General features: G+C 33.5%; 19 protein-coding genes. 13 read left to right on the top strand and 6 right to left on the bottom strand.

Annotated elements, in window-relative coordinates; genetic code table 11:
* The first annotated feature begins 130 nt into the window (after positions 1–130).
* Both I6U51_RS03600 and I6U51_RS03595 read left to right on the top strand, forming a co-directional pair.
* Positions 131–1,090 carry an RluA family pseudouridine synthase gene (locus I6U51_RS03600; protein WP_178907387.1) on the top strand — a complete coding sequence of 320 codons (960 nt, stop codon included), beginning with the start codon at positions 131–133 and terminating at the stop codon, positions 1,088–1,090.
* A gap of 53 nt (positions 1,091–1,143) precedes the next feature.
* Positions 1,144–2,751, top strand: coding sequence for a putative polysaccharide biosynthesis protein (locus I6U51_RS03595; RefSeq protein WP_211141223.1), 1,608 nt, complete (start codon positions 1,144–1,146; stop codon positions 2,749–2,751).
* Between the two features lie 46 nt (positions 2,752–2,797).
* Here I6U51_RS03595 and I6U51_RS03590 read toward each other — a convergent pair whose 3' ends face one another.
* Positions 2,798–3,691, bottom strand: a complete 894-nt coding sequence (locus I6U51_RS03590) for a sulfite exporter TauE/SafE family protein (RefSeq protein WP_211141222.1) — start codon at positions 3,689–3,691, stop codon at positions 2,798–2,800.
* A 467-nt stretch (positions 3,692–4,158) separates the two neighbouring features.
* On the opposite strand from I6U51_RS03590, the gene I6U51_RS03585 reads away from it, so the two are divergent.
* Complete coding sequence (locus I6U51_RS03585; protein WP_211141221.1) at positions 4,159–5,214, top strand: uroporphyrinogen decarboxylase family protein; 1,056 nt, start codon at positions 4,159–4,161, stop codon at positions 5,212–5,214.
* Positions 5,215–5,409: 195 nt separating this feature from the next.
* Here the strand turns inward: I6U51_RS03585 and spoVB are convergent, their stop codons facing one another.
* The gene (gene spoVB / locus I6U51_RS03580; RefSeq protein ID WP_211141220.1) at positions 5,410–6,915 is read right to left on the bottom strand and encodes a stage V sporulation protein B; all 1,506 of its coding nucleotides are present in this window, start codon (positions 6,913–6,915) and stop codon (positions 5,410–5,412) included.
* Positions 6,916–7,122: 207 nt separating this feature from the next.
* A complete protein-coding gene (locus I6U51_RS03575) occupies positions 7,123–8,289 on the bottom strand; it encodes an SH3 domain-containing protein (protein ID WP_211141219.1) in 1,167 nt (388 codons plus the stop codon).
* Between the two features lie 200 nt (positions 8,290–8,489).
* Here I6U51_RS03575 and I6U51_RS03570 point away from each other — a divergent pair, with 200 nt between their 5' ends.
* The 4 genes from I6U51_RS03570 to I6U51_RS03555 all read left to right on the top strand — a co-directional run bounded on the left by I6U51_RS03570 (position 8,490) and on the right by I6U51_RS03555 (position 11,705).
* The gene (locus tag I6U51_RS03570; RefSeq protein ID WP_211141261.1) at positions 8,490–9,062 is read left to right on the top strand and encodes a ferritin family protein; all 573 of its coding nucleotides are present in this window, start codon (positions 8,490–8,492) and stop codon (positions 9,060–9,062) included.
* Between the two features lie 33 nt (positions 9,063–9,095).
* Positions 9,096–9,485 (top strand): bacteriohemerythrin, encoded by a 390-nt coding sequence (locus tag I6U51_RS03565; RefSeq protein ID WP_211141218.1) that lies wholly within the window; start codon positions 9,096–9,098, stop codon positions 9,483–9,485.
* A gap of 158 nt (positions 9,486–9,643) precedes the next feature.
* Positions 9,644–10,408 carry a MerR family transcriptional regulator gene (locus I6U51_RS03560; protein WP_211141217.1) on the top strand — a complete coding sequence of 255 codons (765 nt, stop codon included), beginning with the start codon at positions 9,644–9,646 and terminating at the stop codon, positions 10,406–10,408.
* 184 nt (positions 10,409–10,592) lie between these two features.
* On the top strand, positions 10,593–11,705 hold the full coding sequence (locus tag I6U51_RS03555; protein ID WP_211141216.1) for a helix-turn-helix domain-containing protein: 1,113 nt from the start codon (positions 10,593–10,595) through the stop codon (positions 11,703–11,705).
* 76 nt (positions 11,706–11,781) lie between these two features.
* Here I6U51_RS03555 and I6U51_RS03550 read toward each other — a convergent pair whose 3' ends face one another.
* The gene (locus I6U51_RS03550) at positions 11,782–12,171 is read right to left on the bottom strand and encodes a rhodanese-like domain-containing protein (protein ID WP_211141215.1); all 390 of its coding nucleotides are present in this window, start codon (positions 12,169–12,171) and stop codon (positions 11,782–11,784) included.
* A gap of 499 nt (positions 12,172–12,670) precedes the next feature.
* On the opposite strand from I6U51_RS03550, the gene I6U51_RS03545 reads away from it, so the two are divergent.
* From I6U51_RS03545 to I6U51_RS03520, 6 genes are all read left to right on the top strand, one after another.
* Complete coding sequence (locus tag I6U51_RS03545; RefSeq protein WP_211141214.1) at positions 12,671–14,146, top strand: protein adenylyltransferase SelO; 1,476 nt, start codon at positions 12,671–12,673, stop codon at positions 14,144–14,146.
* A gap of 288 nt (positions 14,147–14,434) precedes the next feature.
* Entirely contained in the window at positions 14,435–15,595 is a 1,161-nt protein-coding gene (locus I6U51_RS03540; protein WP_211141213.1) for a MerR family transcriptional regulator, read from the top strand.
* A gap of 226 nt (positions 15,596–15,821) precedes the next feature.
* Positions 15,822–16,871: a tyrosine-protein phosphatase gene (locus tag I6U51_RS03535; protein WP_211141212.1), complete on the top strand. Its 1,050-nt coding sequence runs from the start codon at positions 15,822–15,824 to the stop codon at positions 16,869–16,871.
* A gap of 56 nt (positions 16,872–16,927) precedes the next feature.
* Complete coding sequence (locus tag I6U51_RS03530; RefSeq protein ID WP_211141211.1) at positions 16,928–18,439, top strand: sensor domain-containing diguanylate cyclase; 1,512 nt, start codon at positions 16,928–16,930, stop codon at positions 18,437–18,439.
* A 224-nt stretch (positions 18,440–18,663) separates the two neighbouring features.
* Positions 18,664–19,428, top strand: coding sequence for a DUF2087 domain-containing protein (locus I6U51_RS03525; protein ID WP_211141210.1), 765 nt, complete (start codon positions 18,664–18,666; stop codon positions 19,426–19,428).
* A gap of 328 nt (positions 19,429–19,756) precedes the next feature.
* Positions 19,757–20,551, top strand: a complete 795-nt coding sequence (locus I6U51_RS03520) for a glycerophosphodiester phosphodiesterase (protein WP_211141209.1) — start codon at positions 19,757–19,759, stop codon at positions 20,549–20,551.
* A 325-nt stretch (positions 20,552–20,876) separates the two neighbouring features.
* Here I6U51_RS03520 and I6U51_RS03515 read toward each other — a convergent pair whose 3' ends face one another.
* Both I6U51_RS03515 and I6U51_RS03510 read right to left on the bottom strand, forming a co-directional pair.
* Entirely contained in the window at positions 20,877–23,453 is a 2,577-nt protein-coding gene (locus I6U51_RS03515; RefSeq protein WP_211141208.1) for an ABC transporter permease, read from the bottom strand.
* Entirely contained in the window at positions 23,450–24,133 is a 684-nt protein-coding gene (locus tag I6U51_RS03510) for an ABC transporter ATP-binding protein (RefSeq protein WP_211141207.1), read from the bottom strand. Before I6U51_RS03510 ends, I6U51_RS03515 begins: the two co-directional genes overlap by 4 nt.
* Between the last annotated feature and the right edge of the window lie 11 nt (positions 24,134–24,144).

The following is a 24,144-nucleotide window of genomic DNA, read 5'->3' as shown; positions in this document are numbered from 1 at the left end:
TTTATATGTATTGATTTTGGTAACAATAGTAGTATATAATTAGATGTTGTTTAATATATTAAAATGTCAATATGAAGATAAAAATGAAGAATAATGCAGAACATTATTATAAAATACTAGGAGTGATTACATGAAAATTGAAATTGGACCAAATGAGGCTGGACAAAGAATTGATAAGTTTATGAGAAAGTGGCTTAAGGATGTTCCTTTAAGTGCTATATATAAGACTATAAGAAAAGGTGACGTAAAAGTAAATGGAAAAAAAGTTAAGGAAAAGTATTCTCTAGTTGAAGGTGATTTAGTAGAGACAAGAGATATATCTTCTAGCGAAAAGAAAGAAAAGTTCACAAGAATAGAAAGCAATTTCTTAAAGATTACTTATGAAGATGAAAATATGTTAATAGTAGAAAAATGGCCAGGAGTGTTGGTACATTCTGATAGTAAAAAAGGAGATTCTACGTTAACTGATTATGTGCTTTCATACCTGTATGATAAAGGAGACTATAATCCGGAAAAGGAAGTAACTTTTACTCCAGCACCTTGTAATAGACTTGATAGAAATACATCTGGTATCGTTATTTACGGAAAAAACTATGAAGCACTAAGATTATTAAATGAAATGATTAGAGAAAGAAAAATAGATAAGTACTATATGGCCGTTGTAAAGGGAAGAGCAAAAGATGGCTTATATGAGGCATACATAGCTAAAAATGAAGATGAAAATATATCTAAAATTTTTGATTCACCAAAGAAAGATACAAAAAAAATATCTACTAGGGTAAAGACTCTTCAAAGTGTTGGAACATATTCATTGGTTGAATTAGAACTATTGACAGGAAGAAGCCATCAGCTAAGAGCTCACTTGAACCATCTTGGAAATCCAATAATAGGTGACGCTAAATACGGAATATCAAAGTTAAACAACTTTTTCGTTAATAAGTATGGACTAAATTATCAGTTTTTATATGCATATAAGCTTATATTTAAGGACTGTCCAGAAAAATTATCTTACTTAGAAAACAAGACTATAGCAGAAAGCTTACCGCCAGTATTTAAAAAGATAAAGAATGATATATTTGAGAAATTCTAATATATTTAACTTTTAATTTTAATTAATTAAGGTTCGGATAGGGAGTTTTTAAAATGAAGGAACAATCAACCACTAAAGGTTTTGCTATACTTTCTGTGGCAAGTATGATGGTAAAGATACTGTCATTACTTTATATACCATTTTTAAGGATAATTATAGGTGATGAAGGTTACGGAATATATGGAGCTTCATATCAAGTATATGTATTTATATTTGTGCTGACAAATTCAGGTATACCAGTGGCTATTTCAAAACTTGTATCTGAGCTTATAGCAGTTAAAAACTATAAGGATGCAGTAAAAAGTTTTAAAATAGCTAGGGCTATTTTATTTACAGCTGGGGTTGTCATGTCGATAATGTTGCTTATTTTTGCAGGGCCTTTTGCCAATGCTGTGCACTATAAAAAAGCTTACTTGTCGCTGTTAACATTAGCACCGGCAATTCTCTTTACATCAATAGCTTCTGCTTATAGAGGATACTTTCAAGGCAGAGGAAATATGACTCCTACAGCTGTTTCACAGGTAATAGAGCAAGTTGCAAATACTGTCTTTTCTCTATTGTTTGCTGCTATGCTTATAAAATATGGTGTTGAAGCTGGATGTGCAGGAGGGGCCATAGGTACATCTATAGGAGCACTAATATCTGCTGCATTCTTGATGTTTTATTATGAAAAAAATAAAAAGTTTAGAATACATAAAGACGACATAAATGAAGAGGTAAGAAGATTTACTACTAAACAGCTAGTAAGAAAGATTATAAAATATGGAATACCTATTACTGTATGTGTTGGTATGACATATGCAGGAAATTTGGTGGATTTATATAATACTAAGGTTAGATTGATGGCTGGTGGAGTACCGGAAATACAAGCAACTATATTATATGGATTTTTAACAAAATACCAACAGCTTTTAAATGTTCCTATAGCTATAATATCTTCTCTATCTATGGCAATACTTCCAGCAATATCAGCAGCTTTTGCCATCAGAGATAAGAAACAGGTAAAAGATAAAATTAATTACTCCTTTAGACTTTGCTTTTTAATTGCTGTGCCTTGTGCTGTAGGACTTGCAGTACTAAGTGATCCAGTTTTCCAAATGCTCAAATTTGGGGGAGGATCATATATAATGACATACGGCTCAATAGTTTTAGTATTGATGTCTGTAATGCAAATACAAACCACAATATTACAAAGTATAGGAAAACTTTACACTGCAACACTATATTCTGTTATAGGAATAGTTTTTAAAATAATTACAAATTATTTCTTAATTGCTATACCAAGTATAAATATTCTAGGAGCAATAGGTGGAAGTGTAGTTGGTTTCTTAGTTCCTATAATTTTAAATCATAGAATAATCAGAAGATCTCTAGGAGTAAGATTGAGTATAGTAGTTCATTCCATAAAACCATTATTTGCTTCTATATTAATGGGAGTAACAGTATTTGTTGTGAACTATGTATTCAAATATCCACTTGGTTTTTCAAAGAGAGGATATTTTCTTAATACATCTCTAACTATAGTATGTGTTATAATAGGTGTGCTTGTATATATGATTGGATTAACAATAACTGGAGGCATCACTAAGAAGGATTTACAGGGGATGCCAAGAAAACTAACAAGACTTATACCAAGATTTATTTTAAGAAGGATTAAGTAAATAAATATAAAGAATAACACTGATGTAAAATCAGTGTTATTTTTTATTAAGCAGATTTTTCTAATTCTGAGGTTTTATTTTTGCTGGATTTAAAGGATTTATACATTATAAATGCTGTATACAATACTACACCGATAACTAACCATTTTAATGTAGTAAGTGGTAGAGATTTAACAAGGTAAGCTGCTACTAAAACACCTATTGGACCCATAATATTAATAGCCAGAGAAGTCTTAGGAGCGTGAGCACCTTCTTTTATGAACTTAAAGGATGCAAATGGAAGTAGTATCGCACCTGAACCCATCATTATTGGGAAAGCAACTTTTGGATCCATACCTAAAGCAAACACTAGAGCCATACATGGAGCAAATAATCCTATACCTAGAGTATTAAGAGCACCAAATATAAAATTACCTATAATTCCGATTATGAGTTTTCCACCAGATAAGCCGATAGCGTTTCCTCCAACTGGGAAAAGATTTAATTGTCCTGCTATCATTATGAGTGCTATACAAACAAGGGCAAGTCCCATGGAACCTTGAACAGCTTTTTCATTTAGTTTAGATATGATCCCAGCTCCTATAAGAGCACCAGCTACAGCTGCTAGAATCATACTTATAAGAGTTATTGGTTCAACTTGTACCACTGTTAAAAATATTAAGGCTTCACAAACTGTTGGAATTGTAGCACCAACGTTTAATGTGCCAGGTATTTTTTTATCGCCTACAAGTTTTAGATTTTTAAATAATGAAGTTTCGATAGCAAAGCTTCCTATACCTAAAGTATCGAAAAAGTTTGCAACCATTCCCACAAGACCTGATGTTAAAAAACTTTCATTTCCAAGTTCACCTTGCTTTGATTTATTCATGTAGTCCTTTACAAGTACAAATAAAAATATTACACCTGTAACTAAGATTGCTGCTAATAAAATTTTTAACATGATTATTCCTCCTTAGTCATTAATTGTATTATTGCGACAGTGATATTTTACTGGGATTCTAATCTCTTTACAATAGTTATTTGATTTTCAAATTTTTGAAACCTTTTCTATTTAAAATGCATATAAAGTTTCATGATTAATATATCTAGTTTTAATATGTGAAGTGCTTTATTCAAAATAAAATTGAAGTAAAAGCATACATTACTTTATCCGATGTCTACCGCCACTAACACCCCAACTTCTCAAAGTTGAGGATAAGTGGCGCTACGACCCTGGATAACGGCTTCTAAGCTTCAGATGGAGTTTAAAACTTCACCTGAAGCTAAGAATCCTGTTTATAAGAAAAAGATATAAACATATATAAGCTTATTAAATTTAATTATAATTGTTGTTTTGATTTCAAAATAAAAATACAATAGGGAATTGAGACAGTTTACGTTTATTAGGCTATAAGAGGAGGAACAAGTATGAAAATTAGAGAAGATATTCTAACTCCAAAAGAAAGAAATAAAGCATTTTCAGAGGGAAAACCAATAGATAGGATAGTTTGTACGCCTATGCTTGCAAGCAGTGCAGTTTACTTAATAGGAAAGAAAATAAAAGAATTTCAATTAAATCCTGAAGTAATGGCAGAGTCTCACATTACAGCCTATAAAAGGTTTAGGTATGATTCCGTTGGGTTATGTACACATTGTGCCATTATAGCTGAGGCTATGGGTGCCAAACTTACATATCTCGAGGATGATGTGGCAAGATGCGATGAACCTATACTTAAGTCTAAGGATGACTTAGATAAGATTAAGATAAGCACAGAAAAGGATGGGAAGCTTTGGGTATTATATGAAGCAGCCCAGATAGTTAATAAAGAAATAGGAGATGAGGTTTCACCTTCTATATCAACACCTGGAGCTTTTACAACGGCTGCTACTTTAAGAGGTGTTGAAAACTTTGCTAGAGATTTGTACAAAGATCCTGAGTTTTGTCACAAATTGCTGAGAATGACAACAGAAAGCGCAAAAAATCATATTAGAGCTGTTGCTGCATCTGGAGCAGCAATTGGGGGAATTGCAGAACCTATTGCTTCAGGGAATTTAATTGGCCCTAAAATCTTTGAAGAGTTTGTTTCCCCTTATATTAAGGAATTAGTAGAGTTTATGAAAACCTTTAATACTTCTGCAGGACTTCATATTTGCGGAAATGTAAATAAGCTAATTGAGCCAATGATTGCAACTGGTGTTAGTACATTAAGTGTAGATAGAATTGATTTACAAGTTTTAAAAGAAAAAGTAGCTGGCAGGACAAAAATATTAGGCAATATAGATCCTACACAAGAAATGTTATATGGTCCAGTAGAAAAAATTCATGAGGCGTGTAAAAGGGCTATTGATATAATGAAGGACTATGAAGGAGGTTATATTCTATCAACAGGATGCGATATATCTCCAAAAGCCCCTTTTGAATATGTACAAGCCATGATGGATGCAGCAAGAAGCTATGGCGCTTATGAATATATAAGACAATAGAGAATTAAAATTTGAAAAATAAATTGAAAGAAGGGTAAACTCACATTAAGGAGAAAGAATAAAAAGAGTGCTATAAACTAAATGAGGCATATAAATTTACTATAGAATTGAAATAGGAATTGATATCTATATGTTAAAACATAAAACAGGTAGTCGAAAAAGACTGCCTGTTTTACATTATCCAGTATAAAATGTTTATTTATGCCTGTTTTTAAGTATATATAAGGCAAAAACAAGTGATATGAGAAAAGCAATTGCTATCATGGATAAGTTTTTAAGTGCAAACATTTGTGAAGGTAATACATTGTTTAATATAGCTAATACAAAATAAAGAAGAATTCCTAAAAGGATTATTATAAACATATCATATTTGCTAATGTTTAAATTACATATTCTCTTTATCTCATATAAGTTTAGTGCTAATGTGGTTATAGAGGTTATTATTAGAGATATACCACAGCCATAAATGTTTATCCATGATATTCCTGTGAGTACATACAAAAGGAACAATTCTTCAAATGCTACGATTAGTGAATTACGTAAAATTATATTTTGCTTTCCTAATCCATTTAATATGCCAAAGGTGGTAGCAGAGGTAAAAGCAATAGGAGCGGCAAAGGAGCAAAACTTAATGTATGATCCTAGGTCCTTTCTACCATAGAAAAGTTCTCCTAAGGAATTAGGCATATTTAAGCATATTACCATAGTAGTAATACCTAATAATAAGGCGATTTTTAGAACCTGTGATATTCTATGCTCTGCATCCCAGTAGTTTTTTTTCTCTATTTTTTCAGAGAGATCTGGTATGAGTACAGTTGAAATTGACATAACTATGAGCATTGGAAAGAAGATTATATTTAAAGACATACCTTTGAATTTACCAATCATGGACAGTGCCATACTGTATTCTATTCCTGCGCCCACAAGTCTTCTTGGTACTATTAAAGTAGATGCAGCAGATATAGCTGTTGATAAAAAACCATTTAAACACAGCGGAAAAGATATAACCAGTATATTAAATAAAAGCTGAAGCTTGTCTTCAGCTGCCGTAAAGTTAAATTTATAATGGGATTTTTTAATTTTATAAGCAATATAAAGAAGAACAAAACTTACAAGTTCGCCAACTGTCAATGTTACATAAGCGGCAGTTACAGTATTTTTAACATCATCAAGTGAAAAAAGAGTTACTATAGTTACTAAAACAACTATTCTTAAAAACTTTTCTAAAATATCAATAAAAGCAGGTATTTTAATATTAGAAGTACCATAGAAATATCCTTTTAAAATTGCGGATAATGCTATGAAAAGCATAGCAGGGCACATAACCTGTATAGCATGTATGGTTCTCACGTCTTTTATAATATAAACACTTATGTACTGAGCGTAAACAAATACGAGACTTACTATAATTAGAGCCCATACACAATCGAATAATAATGAAATATCTATAGATCTGTTTAAGTTCCTAAAATCGTCTTTAGAAAAATATACTGCTGCAACCCTTGATATAGCTGCGACCATTCCGCCTGATATAAGACATATGAATAAATCATAGATAGGCATTACAAGACCATAAAGGCCCATTCCTTCAGCACCTAATTCGCGAGATAAAATTATGGAGAATATAAAACCAAATACTCCTGTAATTAAATTAGAGCTAATTAATATAAGTGAATTCTTTAAAAATCTATCCCTTCTCATACACAAACCCCTATACTAAATAATGTTTTTTAGGTTATCACTTTAGTAATTAAAGTACAACTAAAGCAGATGTAAAATAAAGCTTGTATTCCCTAGTATTAATAACTATGTTAAATTAAATAATTATATTCCATTTAATGATGTATGTGTAAACATAAAAAAGCACAGCCCGTAAAAGCTGTACTTGAAGAGATACTTATAATTTTTTTAATTTATATAGCTTAAATATTTGCTAGATGCCCATCCTTGAACTCCATTAACGCTGATTTTCATCCAACTTCCATCTACAGAGTAATCCAATACTTGAGCATATTGGCCTTGGCTTAACACCCCTATAATATTAGAAGATACCGTTGTAGGGTTATTTCTTATATTTAGCTGATAAGTGGAATTGTTTACTGTTACGTATTCGCCACTTTTTACTGGAGCAATCAAATTGCCATATATCCAACCTACTTGTCCATTGTATTTTATTTGATACCAGCCGTTAGAATAATCAATTAAATATGCAATAGTATTCTTAGGAACAGTACCTATAATATTAGCGCTAGTTGAAGGATTAGCTCTAAAGTTTGCATAACTATTTACATTTGTTATTTGACCAAATGTTCCTGCGCTAACTGAATTTGATGTAGATGAACCATTTGAGCTGTCTTCAACGATGTTAACATATCTACCTGGAATATATCCATTATTGATATCATCCATAGTCATAAAATATCTTTTTGTACCTTGTATTCCACCAAAGACATCTTCATAAGTAGATTCATATGTGAAAGCACCTTGCACTCCATTTAATGAACCCCATCTGTCGAATATAGCTACATGATCACCAGGCCTGTCCAATATGTCCATGTGTTTAATATCACTTAGATTGATTTTAGTAAAGTATTTGTCAAACATAGTTGAAGTAGATATTTTACTATCTTTAATATTAAAAGTTGCTTGTACAAATCCAGAACAGTCAATACCGGCAGTGCCAGGCACATATTGCTGACCAGCAGTCGTGTTAACATTGCCAGCATAAGCTCCTTTATTAATAGCGTCTATAAAGTTTGACCATGTAGAATCAATTGAATTTGAATCTAAACTGTCTTGTCCACCCCAGTTATAAGGGATACCCGTAACTTGAGCAGTGGAAACATTAGCAAACTGCTTTGGCTGAGTAACACTTGAAGCATAATTAGGGTCAATTTTTCCATTTTTGCTGGCAGAGTATGTCCAAGTTAGATTAATCATACTTAAAGCTCTTTGCTCTGCTTGAGCTCTTGTAATTGGGGTTTGCACTGTACTAGCACTTACAATGCTCATAGGTGTAACTAGTGTAGCAACTGCAAATAAGGAAGCAAGAAATAATGATTTATATCTTTTCATTATATAAACCCTCCTTTTATAATGGATTGAATGCACTTAGTGAGGAATTTTTTCGAACTGCAATCATAATTATAAACAGGAATATGGTTTACATCAACACGCAAATTATGGATTAAAATATTAAGATTATGGGTAATATTTCATAAAATTATGGTATACTTATTATGATTATTATGCTAATTGAAGGAAGGGATGGAACTATGGGAAAATTAGTATGCGTAATTTGTGGTATGGAGATTAATGATAAGAATTATAACTTCAATAAAGAAGCTTTTATTAGCTCAAACAGTAAAGAGGATATAAGATATTGTCCATTTTGTGGTGCACCGGAACAATATTTACAAATAGATGGTAAAGAGTTTGATTATGATAAAAGTAAACTTGATGATAATGCTTTGAAAATAGTTGATCATGCTGTTAAATTAGAAATATTTAATGGAGATTTTTACAAAAAAGCATCAACAATTGCTAAAGATGAGAAAGTTAAAAAAATATTTGAGGCTTTATCAAGAATTGAATATATGCATGCAAGAATACATAAAAAAATAGGTGGTTTTAAAGAGGATCCAGTTTTAAGAGACATGGATTATTCAAAGTATGACAGTGATGATATATTGCTGGAAATGGCTTGTAAGAGAGAAAAACATGCCGTTGAATACTATGAAAAGTACAGCAAGGAAATAGAGGATAAAACTATAGTAGAAGTATTTGCTGCTTTATCTGGAGTAGAAGAGGAACATATTGAACTTACAGGTAAAGGAGAAAAAGTATAAAAATTATATAACAAGATTTTAGGAGGAGAGCTTATGCTAAAATGGAAAGATGAATATTTAATTGGTGTGCCGGAAATTGATAAGCAGCATGAAGAATTATTTAATATAGCAGGAAAAGCCTATGCTGTATTAAAGGATGATTTTAGTGTGGACAAATATGATAAAATCGTTGCAATTTTAGAAGAGCTTAAAGAGTATGCAGTTTATCATTTTAGATCAGAAGAAGAATATATGGCAAGTATTCATTATAAGAAGTTTTTTTCCCAAAAGCTTGAACATGATGAGTTTATTAAAAAAGTAAATAATGTTGATCTAAGAAAAGTGGATGAGGACCAAGATAAATATTTACTTGATGTACTTAATTTTATTGTTGAATGGACAAGTGATCATATTCTGAAAAAGGATAAAGGAATAACTTCATAAATCGATTTAAGCACTGTAAACAGTATGGGTTTGCAGTGCTTAAATTTTAAAAAAACTTATTGACATTCACGTTGCGTAAAGGTGTATATTAATGTTGTCAGGAGGCATACTGACTGATAGCCTTAATATGCATATTGAGAATACAGGAGAGGGTACAAATGGAATACACGGTGCAAAAACTAGGGAAAATGGCAGGTGTCAGCACTAGGACACTACGATATTATGATGAGATTGGAATTCTTAAGCCGGCAAGAATCAATTCTTCAGGATATCGCATTTACGGAGAAAAAGAAGTTGATAGATTACAGCAAATACTATTTTATAGAGAGCTAGGGGTAAGCTTAGAGAGTATTAAGGAAATAATAACTTCGCCCTCCTTTGATGGTACAGCTGCACTTAGAGAACATCGTGAGAAGCTTCTTGAAAAACGAGAACAATTAAACATGTTAATTGCAAATGTTGATAAAACAATAGCTGCAACGGAAGGGAGAATTAAAATGAGTAATAAAGAAAAATTTGAAGGCTTTAAACAAAAGATGATTGATGAAAATGAGAAAAAATATGGTAAAGAAATCAGAGAAAAATATGGTGACGAAACAATAGATAAATCAAATAAAAAATTGAAAAACATGACAGAAGAGCAATATGCTGAGTTAGAAAAACTTGGACGTGATGTAATTGAGACGCTAAGCAAAGCCTTTGAGACTGGTGATCCTGAAGGTGAACTTGCACAGAAAGCTGCAGATTTGCATCGTCAGTGGCTAAGTTATTCTTGGCCTAGCTACAGCAAAGAAGCACATGCAGGCCTTGCTCAGATGTATGTAGATGACGAAAGATTCACAGCATACTATGATAAGAATCAACCAGGCTTAGCAGCTTTTCTAAGAGATGCTATTTTAATTTATACAGGAATGAATAAATAGAAATCATAAAACATCGGGGTACTTCTCCGATGTTTGTTTTGTCTAAATTTAGTTGTAACTTAACTAGCGGTTAAATTTATCATGCAGCATTCAACTATGTGTCTATTGGTATATGAAGAAAATTAAATTACAATAAAAGTATAAGAGCTCTTAAAGCAAAATGAAATTAGGAGAGTGATTAAGCGTGGATAAATTACTTATAGGGGAAGTTATTTTAAAACTAAGAAAAGAAAAGGGAATTACTCAGGAACAATTAGGAAATTTTATTGGAGTATCAACAGCAGCAGTATCAAAATGGGAAAGTGGAAGTTCATATCCAGATATAACTTTATTACCAGTGATTGCAACATTTTTTAATATTACAATTGATAAATTACTAAATTTTAAAATTGAGCTTTCAGATGAGGAAGTTATGAAAATATTTAGTGAATGTGAGAGTCTATTTAGCAATGGTGCTTTAGATGAGGCAATAGATAAGTGCAAGAATTATGTATTAAAGTATCCATCAAGTTATTATTTAAAACTTAGAGTAGGATTTCTATTTACAATGTATTCATGGAAAAGTTCAGATAAAGAAATCGGTAAGAATATGATAAATTACTCTATTGAATTATTTGAAGATGTATCTCAAAATTGCAGTAAAGCAGAGTTAGTTGAAGCGGCATTATATCAACTTGGTGCATTGTACCCATCAATAGAGGAAGAGGATAAAGCTATAGAGGCTTTGAGTAAAATTAATAAAAGTAAGCTTGACCCAGATATGTTGCTTGCTGGCATACATATCAAAAGGAATGAACTAAAAAAAGCGAGAGAACTACTACAAAGTAGTCTGTACAAAAGTGTCAATGATATAGGTATGGTATGTATGGGACTGGCCAACTCATTTATGAAAGAAGAAAAGGATTTAAAGATGATAGAAAAATATTATAACTTATCTATTAATGTAAAAAAAGTCTTTTCTACTGATGAATATTCAGCATTTGGATTAACAATGGAATATTTAAATTTCGCTGAAACATATTTACAATTTAATGAAACAAAAAAAGCGATAGACATGTTATATAATATGATAGAAGATATAAAGAAGAATGATATAAATGAGCCAGCTAAATTTAGTTCTATTTGGTGTTTTAATGAAATTCCAGTTGGAACTCGCACAATAACAATGAATTTATATGAGAATATATTCAAGATTTTTGAACAGCCGATATTTGATATAATTAGAGAAAGTGAAGAATTCATAAGTATAATGAATGAGTTGAAAAAGTTAGAGGAAAATTCCTTAAGTAAAAAATAATTACATTAGTTTAGAGTCATAGTATAAATGTGGTAATCCAGCATTTTGGACTACCACATCTTATCTTACTTATATATTATTTTAAGCCATATTTCCAACCGGATAAACCGCGATTCATATGATATATTTTACTAAAATTATGTTTTAAAAGAACTCTTACTGCTGCTGGGCTTCTACCGCCTGAAGCACAGTGAACTAATATAGGATTATCTTTATATTTTTCAAGTTCATTAATTCTTGAAGAAAGTTCTCCTACAGGAATAGACTTTGAACTAGGTATATGACCAGACTTAAACTCTTGCTTTGACCTTACATCTAGAATTATGAGATTTTTAGTAGTTTTAATTAACTGATGAGCTTCATCAGCGGTAACATTCTGTATATTCTTATTAGTAGTAAAGGCAAATCTACGGTATAGTATAAAAGCTAAGATAGCAACACCAAGTATTAAAATAAAGTTTTGCATTGTAAGCACTCCTCATCTATAATATTAATTTTCATATTAATAGTATAATCCAAATTTCTAACTATAAAACAATTATACCACCTAGGGGTATAAAATCAAGAGTTATTTTTATTGAAATAACATATTCAGTAAGAGATGATATAAAAGAAAAGGCGATTTTTTATTTTTTAAGATATTAAAGTCTCTTACTAGAAATAAACCGACCAAGTTTTAAATCATTATATGAATAAAATAAAGTTAAGAATAAAAATATAAATAAAATAACTTAATATAGTGTTTTAAAAGATGGTGGGTTTATAAAATTTAAGTTCAAAATACTTATAGAACGCATCTTTGTGTAAAGAGTATAATAAATTAGCAGAAGCAGACACTAAAAAGGGTTGTGTTATGTTGACATAGAAAATAAATAACTAAAAATATCATAGAATACCTATAATTTTTATTTTATCTAAAAGAAAAAGTTAAGATACAAAAAAATAGAAGGAGGAAAGGAGATACTATGATAGAGACAAAAGAAATAATAGAAACAGGATGGAATTTAGACAACAGTTATGCTCGTCTTCCAAAATCATTTTTTACCAGACAGAATCCAACTCCTGTACCCTCACCGAAGTTGATTATTTTCAATGATTCCTTAGCAACATCCCTGGGGTTGAACTTCCTGGCATTGAAAAGCGATGATGGTACAGAAGTATTTGCTGGCAACAAGATTCCGGACGGCGCGTTACCTCTTGCTCAAGCTTATGCAGGGCATCAATTCGGACATTTTACAATGCTTGGCGACGGTAGAGCTGTGCTGCTTGGTGAACAGATTACTCCCAAAGGCGAAAGATTTGATATTCAGTTAAAGGGTTCAGGTGAAACGCCCTATTCCCGCGGAGGCGATGGCCGAGCGGCACTTGGACCGATGCTGCGGGAATATATTATTAGCGAAGCAATGTATGGACTTGGTATTCCAACCACCCGCAGTCTAGCAGTGGTGACAACCGGTGAGTCAATAATCCGCGAAACAGAGCAGCCTGGCGCAATTCTTACCCGTGTGGCGGCTAGTCATCTGCGGGTGGGTACCTTTCAATATGCTGCACAATGGGGCACTACTCAGGAGCTTCAAGCTCTGGCTGATTACGCATTGAAAAGGCATTTTCCTGAGGTTAGTGATGATGAGAACCGCTATCTCTCCCTGCTTAAAGAAGTAATCAAACGGCAAGCTGTGCTGATTGCAAAATGGCAGTTAGTTGGTTTTATTCACGGAGTTATGAATACTGACAATATGACCATTAGTGGAGAAACTATTGATTACGGCCCTTGCGCATTCATGGATACTTACGATCCAGCAACGGTATTTAGCTCTATTGACATTCGTGGCCGCTATGCCTATGGCAATCAGCCCAATATTGCAGCGTGGAACCTAGCGAGATTTGCTGAAACTTTACTACCGCTGCTGCATGACAACCAGGAGCAGGCTGTAAAACTGGCCCAGGATGCAATTTCAGATTTTGCTGAGTTATATAATATTAATTGGCTGGAAGGAATGAGAGCAAAACTGGGAATCTTTAACGAAGAACAGGAGGATGAGGCTCTAATTGAAGACCTACTAAATATGATGCAGAAGTATGGTGCGGACTACACCAATACCTTCCGTGCATTAACTTTTAATAAGTTGTCGGATACGATGATGTTTGACACCACAGAATTTACTCAGTGGCATGAGCTGTGGCAGGCGAGACTAGATAGACAGCAGGAACCAAAAGCCTCCTCATATCAGTTGATGCAAAGCAATAACCCAGCTATAATTCCTCGGAACCACCGCGTAGAAGAAGCACTAGAAGCTGCGGTGAAACATGGAGACTACAGTGTGATGGAAAGACTTATTAATGTTCTTTCCTGCCCTTACGGACACTCTCCTGAACAGGAGGATTATTCCACATTACCAGAGAAATCAGACCGTCCTTACCGAACTTTTTGCGGTACATGATATAGAAGCATTAAGCTAGCTAACTAGTACCAATTGAAAACTAAAAAAGATAATTTTCAATATAATGTATTTAAGTAATAGAGGAGAACCAAATCTAGAGGGAGGAGGTTCTCCTTCTTATTTTGTTTCAAGAAGAAAGTTGATGATAAATCCTTTGTAAAGTGTTGACCCTAACACCACGGCATAGTGTAATATAAAAATAGAGCTTGAATATATTAACAAAAGCTCATAGCCGGCTGAGTATTAGATAATATTATAAGCTCTAAAATCAAACTTTGAGGTGTAGCAATGAGAACAGTAAAACAAGTTTCGGATTTGACAGGAATAAGTGTGCGCGCACTACATTACTATGATGAAATAGGATTGTTAAAACCAAGTGAAATTACAGAGGCAGGATATAGACTTTATGATGATGAAGCCCTTAAAACTCTGCAGCAAATTTTATTTTTCAAAGAACTTGATATACCTTTAAAAGATATTAAAGAGATAATGTTGAGTCCATATTTTGATAAAATGCAAGCTCTAAAAAATCAGAAAAAGTTGCTTATGTTAAAACGCAAAAGATTGAATGGTTTAATAGAGCTTATAAATAAAACATTAAAAGGAGAAAGCACGATGAATTTTAAAGAATTTGATATGAGTGAATATTATAATGTATTGGAAGAATTTAAAGTAGAACATGAGGATAAGGTAATTAAAAGTTGGGGTAGTGTAGATAAATATAATGAACTTATTGAAAAATGTAAATCTAAGGAAGATGAAATTGCTAAAATGGCCATAAAGCAATATGGAAGTATTGAGAAGTATGCTAAAGCTGTAAAGAAAAATCTTAATAGTGACACGCTAATTTTAGCAGAACAATATGATAAGTTTAAAAAAGATTTTTTGGAAGATAAGCATCCAAAATTAAAAGAACTATTTAAAAAGCTTGTATCTGACTTAAGTAAAGATCCTTCTTCAAAGGAAATTCAACAAATTGCTGAAGAAATAACAAATATAGCTAAAAAAGATTATGAAGCTTTCAAAACTGATATGGGAGACGATCATTGGTACTATATGGTGCAAATTTATTTAGTATTTCCTAAGTGGATAGAAGAAGTTGATAAGAAATATGGTAATGGTGCGTCTAAATTTATCGGAGAAGCTCTAAAAAATTATTTGGGAGATAAACAGCCTAAAATAGAGGAACTATATAAAAAGCTTGCATCGGACTTAAGTAAAGATCCCTATTCAAAAGAAGTTCAACAAATTGTTGAAGAAATATCAGGTGCAAATAAAAAAATTCAAGAATTTTACAAAGTGGATGAGGGAGAGAATCATTGGGGTTATACAGCAGAGCTTTATTTGTCAGATTCTATTTTGAAAAAAGCAATTGATAAGCAATATGGCAGTGGTGCATCTAAATTTATTGGAGAAGCTTTAAAATTTTACTCTGAAAATAATAAGTAATGAATTATATAGTAGCTTATTCTATAGATGCTCAATTAAAAAATACTTAACTGACAAATAATTATGTAGATATTAGTGAAAGTGACTAGTAGCGCCAAAGAAAATTCTACCATAAATTAAAAGAATATGATTTAATAGTAATAGTAAGTATTAAAATAACATTTATAATTTTTACTTCATTCTATAAGTTGGATAAAATGTAATTTGTGTTGAGGAGAGAATGAGTATGGATTTTTTAAAGGTAGAAAAAGAGAAAAAATATTTTAAAAATGTAAAGATTACAAGAATTAATGATAACAAAATAAATATTAGCTGGAAGTCGGAAGAGGAACTTAACCAGGTTAAAATTTATTGGAATAAAACTCCTGAAATAAATGGAATTGAAGAATGTATTACAACTGTAGAAGGAAAAGCGGAAGTCATTTTTGATGATCCAGATACTAATAGAAGAAATTATTTTATTTTAAAAGCCGAGGGATATGATCCAGAAATAGTTGCGGAAGTATTAATACCATTTAAGGGCACTAGTAACTTTCGTGATATAGGAGGATATAAAACAAAGGATGGTAGAAGAGTTAAATGGAATGTTTTTTATCGTTCTGATGAATTAGCGGGCTTAACGGAAGAAGATATAGAATATCTAAAAACCTTAGGTATAAAAACAATTTTGGATTATCGTTCAAAGGGGGAAGTTAATGCAAAACCAGATCCATTAATTGAAGGCATTAAAAATCTAAATATTTCTGGAATGAAATCTTTAGATAATAGTGATGTGAATTTTGATATGTTTTCATTAATAAAAGAAAGTAAAAGCTTAGAAGCATTAGGGAAACCAGGGGAGCTTCTTAAAAAGGGTTATTTAGAGATGGTATTTGAAAACAAAGCCTTTAAAAAGCTTATGGAGTGTATTGAATATCCAGATAAAATGCCTATAATTCAGCATTGTACAGCTGGTAAAGATAGGACAGGTATAGGTTCTGCGTTAATATTGCTAGCATTAGGCGTACCAGAGGAAACCGTTATAGAAGATTATTTATTAACTAATATATATCGCTCAAATATGAATGAAGCATTAATTAAATCCCTTAGCAATTTGTTAATGGATGAAGACAGCAAAGAAATTTTCAAGTCCTTTATAGAGGTAAGAAGAGAATATATAGAAAGTGCTTTAAATGCAATTAAAGAAAGATACGGCTCTATTGATGAATATTTAGAAAAAGAATATGGTTTTAATAAAGAAAAGAGAGCTAGATTACAGCAAAATTACTTGTTGTAGCAGAAGATGCGTTGTTCAATGTAATTAAATTTCCTTAGAAAGGGAAAGAGTTTTATATGAGAGGTTATTCAAAATTTATTGATGAAATTTCAATAAAATCACTTTTTAAAATGGATTTTAAAAATAGCAGAGAATTTGAAAGAAAGTATATTTTAATAAGTCTACAGCGTGGAAGGTTATTTAATTGGATAATTTTTATAGCAAGTTTTTATAGCTTCTACGCTGACTTTATTTTCTATAAAAATAATAATATAAATGTACTTTACAGAAAAACACTAATAGTTATACATATTATAGTTTTCATATCTTCTATGATTTACATTATAATTTTCAAGTTATTGGAGAGTAAAGAACGGTATAGAGCTTCTCTTATTGCTAAAGCAGCAGTAATTTCAGATATTTTTTTAGGGATTTTTTCAGCAGCAGTCACTTCTCTAAATAGTCAAAGATTTTCCGGAAACATTGATGCCTATATCATAACTGTTCTTGTAGTGGTATTAATAATTCCCATATACCCCAAAGCGATGTTTTGGATATATAGTCTTAACCATACTTTTTTTATAATTGGCCTTTCATTTTTTTGTGAAAATAAAGAGAAGGCAATAATAAATCAATTAAACTCCACTACTACAGTTATAGCTTCATTTGTTTTATTCTTTGTTTTGTACAGATATAATGTTAAAAATTTTTTAAATGATGAAAGAATCAAAGAGGATAAGCTAACTTTTCAAAAATTGTTTGAGATGAATCCTTTTCCTTTATTTATATCTAGACTTAAGGATGGCAAAATACAAGATGCGAATAATAAAGCCATGGCATTTTATAATATTACAAAAGATCAAGTTGATACTTTAAATCACAAGGATTTATATAAAAACACAACTGATTTGGAATTAATACTTGATATGCTGCAGAAAAATGGACAATTTCGTGATTATGTAGTTGAACATAAAACTTTTTCAGGACAGAGCAAGTGGGTTATTGTTAATTATGAGCTTATTGATTATTTTGGAGAGAAGTCTATTTTAACCGGCATAGCAGATATAACAGAAATAAAGAGGATGGAGAATGAATTGACCACACATGCGTCTATAGATGCTTTAACAGGCGTTTTAAATAGAAGAATTGGAATGGATATAACTAAGAGGAAGCTTGAAAGACTACAAAATGAAAATGATGAATTTGCTATTTGCTTTGTTGATATAGACAAACTCAAAATGGTAAATGATAACTTTGGACACAATGAAGGCGACTATTTAATAATTGAGATCTGTAAGGCCATTAAAGAAGAAATACAAGCCAATGATGTTATTTTCCGTTATGGCGGAGATGAGTTTATAATATTATTTGATAATAAAAGTGAATATGAAATAAATAAGATCTGCGGCAGGATAAGGGATAGATTTAAAGATTTGAATAAGAATAAATGTAAGCCTTATTTTATCAATGCAAGCTTAGGTATATTCTTATATAAATCAGAAATGAATCTTAATATAGAACAGATTATTGAATTAGCAGATAAAGAGATGTATAAAAATAAACTAGAGAACGGCCGTAAATTTGTGTAGAGTCTCCAGTAAATCTAAGTATAAATAGTAGCATATAATTGTGAGTGGAGCTACTTATTTATACTTAGATTTTTTATAAGCAGCACTATATAAAATACCACATTAAAACTATATGTTCAAATGATAAACAAACTTAATTGTAAAAAGTTTATTTATACGTAGACAAAAATGAAAAATGTGCATATAATTAACGTATAAACAAATATAAAAGAGGTGCTGAGAATATGAATAATAAAGAAATATTTTGGGATGCAACTATTGAAGATGTAAAAAAAGGCTTCATTGAGAGTGATGAGCATTATAAATGTATAATTTGTGAGGAGGAATTTACAAAGGGAAGAATATATGAAATAGATTCTAACCTTTATGATTCAAGGAAAGCAACTGAGCTCCATATAGAGAAAAGCCATGATTCAACATTAGAATATTTACTAGGTATGAACATCGCCTTTACTGGCATATCTGAGGTTCAGCGAGATGTACTTGTATTAATAGCTTCAGGATTAACTGATAAGGAAATTGCTTTAAAGCTAGGAGTTGCACAGTCTACTATAAGGAGCCATCGTTATAAATTGCGAGAAAAAGAAAAGCAAGCAAGATTGTTTTTAGCAATGATGGAGCTTATATCTAGTGATACAAGAAAAAAGGTTAATATATTAGATAAAGAGGCTTTGTGTGACGCACATAAAACAGCAACTACCATAGATGATAGATATAATACTACAGACAAAGAACGAGAAAACACTATTAAAAATTATATGGATGAAAATGGGGCAATAAAGACCTATCCTGCTAAAGAAAAAAATAAGATAATAGTTCTATCAGAAATAGTTAAGAATTTTTCAAAGGGAAAGAAATACTCCGAAAAAGAAATAAATAGAATTTTAAAAAGAGTATATGATGATTATGCTACTATCAGAAGGGCTTTAATAGAATATGGGTTTATTGAACGCTCTAATGATTGTAGTACTTACTGGATAAAGGAATAGCTTAGTGTAATTTAATTTCAGTAGATGACCTTCCAACAGATATTTTACCGATGCATCCTCAATGGCTGAAAGATGCTCTTTGTCAGCAAGAAGCAGCTTTTATTCGTTAGTAAAAATACAAATACTATTATCCGTAACTGCCTATTGAAATAAGCGTAGGCAGTTTTTATTTTTTAAAAAGAATTATTTGAAAAGCTATTTAACAATTACCGATAAGTAGTATATAATGGATAATAAGAACCTAAATTTTTGTAGTAATCTGTAATTTTTGTTTATATTATGGATAATTTTTGAAGCAAATGGATGTTGCAGCTGAAGGAGGGGTATTATGATAAAAAGGTCCCTGGTTATATTTTTAGTTATTATGGTTTCTATTATGGTCGCTGATAATTACTCTGGCAAGAGGTTTACCGTTAAAAGTAAAAATGTAAAAATAATAGGTCATAGGGGAAGCAGTAAACGTGCGCCTGAAAATACCTTAAGCTCTATTTTATGTGCTGCAGAAGATAAGGCAGATTATGCTGAGTTGGATGTACAGGAAACAAAAGATGGGGTAGTTGTATTAATGCATGATAAGAACTTAAAAAGAGTAGCAAAGGTAGATAAAAATCTCTCAGAAGTAACATATAAAGATATAGAGAAGTTAGATGTAGGCAGCATTTACTCAGGAAAGTTTAAAGGGGAAAAAATACCTACACTAGATCAAGTTATAAAGGCAGCAAAGGGAAAAATTAAATTAGACATTGAAATTAAGAATTATAAAAATGATACGGATCTAGCAGGAAAAGTAGTACAACTTATTGAAAATAATGATTTTGTAGATAACTGTTTAGTATGTTCCTTTGATTACCGCACGCTGATAAAGGTGAAAAAGCTAAATCCTAAAATTAGGACAGGATATATCACAAATTTGAATAAAGAAGATAAGTTAAATCTAGAATATGTTGATTATTATAGCATTTACTATCCTAAAGTTAATAAGAGTATAGTAGAAAAGCTCCATAAAAATAATAAAAAAGTGCATGTATGGACAGTAGACAATGTAGATGATTGGAGAAAACTTATTCAGATGGGAGTTGATGACATAATTACTAATTATCCAGGTGCTTTGAAAAGTATTTAATATAACATAAAGCGAAGGGGCTGTCGCATTAGCATAAAAAGATATGCTAACGCGGCAGCGTTTTTTGCATGTCTTATAGAAAATCTGATGGTATTTTAACTCCAAATAGGTTCAATAACTGAAAAATGGCGTATTTTAATAAACCTTTGATATTAAGACTTTTTTTATTACCGCAGGGTAGCACTCCTTTGTAATTTACATTACTTGTGTAGGATGAATTCTGTATTTTCAATGTCTAAATCGCCTTTCTGGACGATTACGAATCACTTGAACCCAATCATGCAAATGTTTTTTGATTTTCTATCAAGTTAATATAGATTTTGAATCAAGTCATGTCATCCCGAAGCGCGTCAATGATATTTTCTTTTTTTATCTTGCGAGTGGCATACAGCATTGTAATGAACACGATAAAGAGCACGCTGAACACGCTGATTGCCATACTGCCCCACGGGAATACAAAATCAAAGTTATCCAGCCTTTCTACAGACACAAACCCTTTGTAAATCAGCCACGAGATGATTCCCGCTATTGGAAGACCGAAGAGCAACGCCCTCATGCCATAAAAGGCACACTCGAAATTCATCATCTTTTGGAAATCACGTTCAGACATCCCTACCGAGCGGAGCATGGCAAGCTCCCGCCTGCGCAACCTGATATTCGTGGAAATGGTGTTGAACACATTGGCAACCGCAATAAGCGAAATCATGATGACAAAAACATAGGTGAAAACATCAATAACAAATGTTAGGCTGCGGTATTGTTCAACTATCGTGTACATATTTTGTAGGGTATATGCAGACGTAATTCCTGCGTCCTGAATCATCGATTCCATTTTAGTCACCGATTGCGAAGGATTCTTTGACAGAAAGCTCAGGCCTATATCCGCATGGGTATCTGGGGTTTCAAACTTCTCTTTGAGCGAATAGGGGGCCATCACCATAAAAACGTATGGAGTCTTGTCGGAAGATTGCTTTAGGGTCTTAAGAGGATCCACCGGGTACGTATCGACAAACGTAATGTTTATACTTTGCCCCTGTTCCATCTTCGACTTGTCATTTGTTTCGGGAGCAACACTGAAAGTCATGGAACGACTCGCAAACATATCAAACAGTTCGCTCGACCCGTCTTTCTTGGCAACCGGCTTTTTGGCAACGGCAATCATTTTCGCGTCCTTCCCGGTATATTCTTCTGTGGACAAGCCCAATTTTTTGATAAAACTCAGATATTCGCTGTCCTCAATAAACTGGATGTCCATTGGCAGATGAACCGTTTGGTCCGGCGCAGCATAACCCGCGGATTTCCGGTAACGATCCGAAAAATCGCTTGTCTTAACCGCGCATGAATATGCGAAAATCGATTGGTACGAGCTTTTGTAAACCCCATCTGCGGTTTTTAGCTTGTCGTAAAGCGGGAACATTTCGCTGTCGTTCATGCCCTCAGTGGTAAAAATGATGTCATAGTCAAAGTCCATTACCGACCGTTCTGCAAGCCGTTTCAGAGTTGTTCCAAAAGCATTTCCCGATACAAACAGCACAACGCTTAAAACAAGGGATAGCACAATGCTGCGATAGCGTTTTTTGTTTCTCTTAAAATTCTTTAGCGCAAGAATACCTTCCAAACCGTAAATGCGCTGCGCCAGTTTTGACGTGTTCACAGCTTTCGATTCGGTTTTGATCTCACTCGTCTGGCGAATACTCTCCATCACGGGAGTGTTTGCGGCTTTCCTGGCCGGGATGTAGGCTGAAATCAAAATGGTAACTAAACTGACCATCGCCGCTGCGACAATGGCTGGGACAGACACCGACAAGGTTAAAGGCACATGGTTTGGGATAATGTTCCCGAATTTCCCAGCAACAATAGGAATTACAAGGCTGATACTGCCTATGCCGACCATAACGCCAATGGGTATGCCGATTGCACCAATGCAAAGTCCCTCAAACAGCACCGAATTTCGCAGTTGCCTTGCGGTGGCGCCAACCGATGAGAGAATCCCGAATTGGCGTGTGCGTTCGTTTAGCGAGATGTTAAAGGAGTTATAAATCAGAAAAATCGAGCCTACCATTATTATGGCAACTAAAATGCCGCCAACCGTGTACAGAAGCGTGTTGAACAGTTTATTGTCCGAAAGACCCATGAAGCGCAGCACATTATCGTTAAAGACATAAACCCCTGTTCTGGCTGTGCTGCTTGCGTAAGCCTTAACTCCGCGCGGGTTTTTAAGCGTGACAAATATGCTGAAGCTGTCCGCTTTGTCTTGAGTATCTGCTTTCGTTATCAAGGTGTATCCCGGTGCGGAATGTTCCTCAAAACCGGGTCTTTCGCAGATACCCACAACCGTGTAGGTTCTCGCTGCTTTTGGCACAAGAGTTTCTTTCCCTGAAATGTAAGGGTCGTGTTGACCGAGATTTTTGTTGTTATCCATGCGGCTTCCCACAGCAAGTGAAAGCTTGTCGCCCACCGCGAATTTAACGCCGCCCTTTATCGCGACGTGCGCTGGGACAAGAATCTCCCCACTGTTTTTCGGCAATCTGCCTGAAACCAGGGTTAAGGGCAAGGTATTAAAGGCTTCCTTGCTAAATCCGGCTATAAAAAGATAGGGCTTTTCGGGGCTTTTCCCGCCGTCAAGTTTTGCGTAGCCGATATTTTCAAATGTTGCGGTGTTTGAAACTCCCTTGTCCTGGGTTCGCTCCTGCACGAAAGAGGAATTAACATCTAAAAACTCAACGTGCCAACCGCCGTATTTCACAATAGAACCGTTTACCAGAAAATTCAACAGGGAAGTGCCAAAGGTAGCGACTGCCGTAATCATGGCGGCGGACAGGATAACTCCGATAACCGTGACAATCGTTCGGGTACGGCTTTTTTTCATGCCTTGCAGGGTAACTTTGTTGAAAATATTCATGGTCTCACCCTCTCATCTCGTACTACTTTGCCGTCTGATATGCCGATAATGCGGTCTGCTTGCAAAGCTATATTTTCATCATGGGTGACGACGATAAGGGTCTGCCCATATTGTTTATTGCTTTCTTTCAGCAAATTGATAATCTCATGTCCATTCCGGCTGTCCAAACTGCCCGTGGGTTCGTCGGCAAGCATGACCGCTGGGGCATTCATCAAAGCACGTCCTATGGAAACACGCTGCTGCTGGCCGCCCGAAAGCTGATTGGGTAAATGCGTTTTACGGTCTTTTAGACCAAGCAGTTCGAGCAAGTCATCAAGCCTCTCCTTGTTGACCTTCCGCTTGTCCATCAGTATAGGCAAGGTGATGTTTTCCACCACATTCAGAGTGGGAATGAGGTTGTGAAACTGGTAAATTAGTCCTACCTGCCGCCTGCGGAAGATGGCGAGTTTTTCATTGCTTTGGGCATATACATCCTGCCCCTCCAAATACACCTTTCCGCTTGTCGGCACGTCCACGCCACCGATGCTGTGAAGCAACGTGGATTTGCCGGAGCCGGAGGAACCGATGATTGCAGTAAGATCCCCTTTTTCGATTGTAAGCGAAACATGGTCAAGGGCGGCAACTTGGTTTTCGCCCTTGCCGTAGACCTTGCAGAGATTTTCAATTTTTAAAAATTCCATTATGTGAGTCT

The organism is Clostridium aciditolerans, from assembly GCF_016316925.1.
Lineage (GTDB): Bacteria > Bacillota > Clostridia > Clostridiales > Clostridiaceae > Clostridium_AM > Clostridium_AM aciditolerans.
The sequence above is the reverse complement of the archived record's forward strand: the minus strand, read 5'-3'. Positions and strand labels throughout refer to the sequence as shown.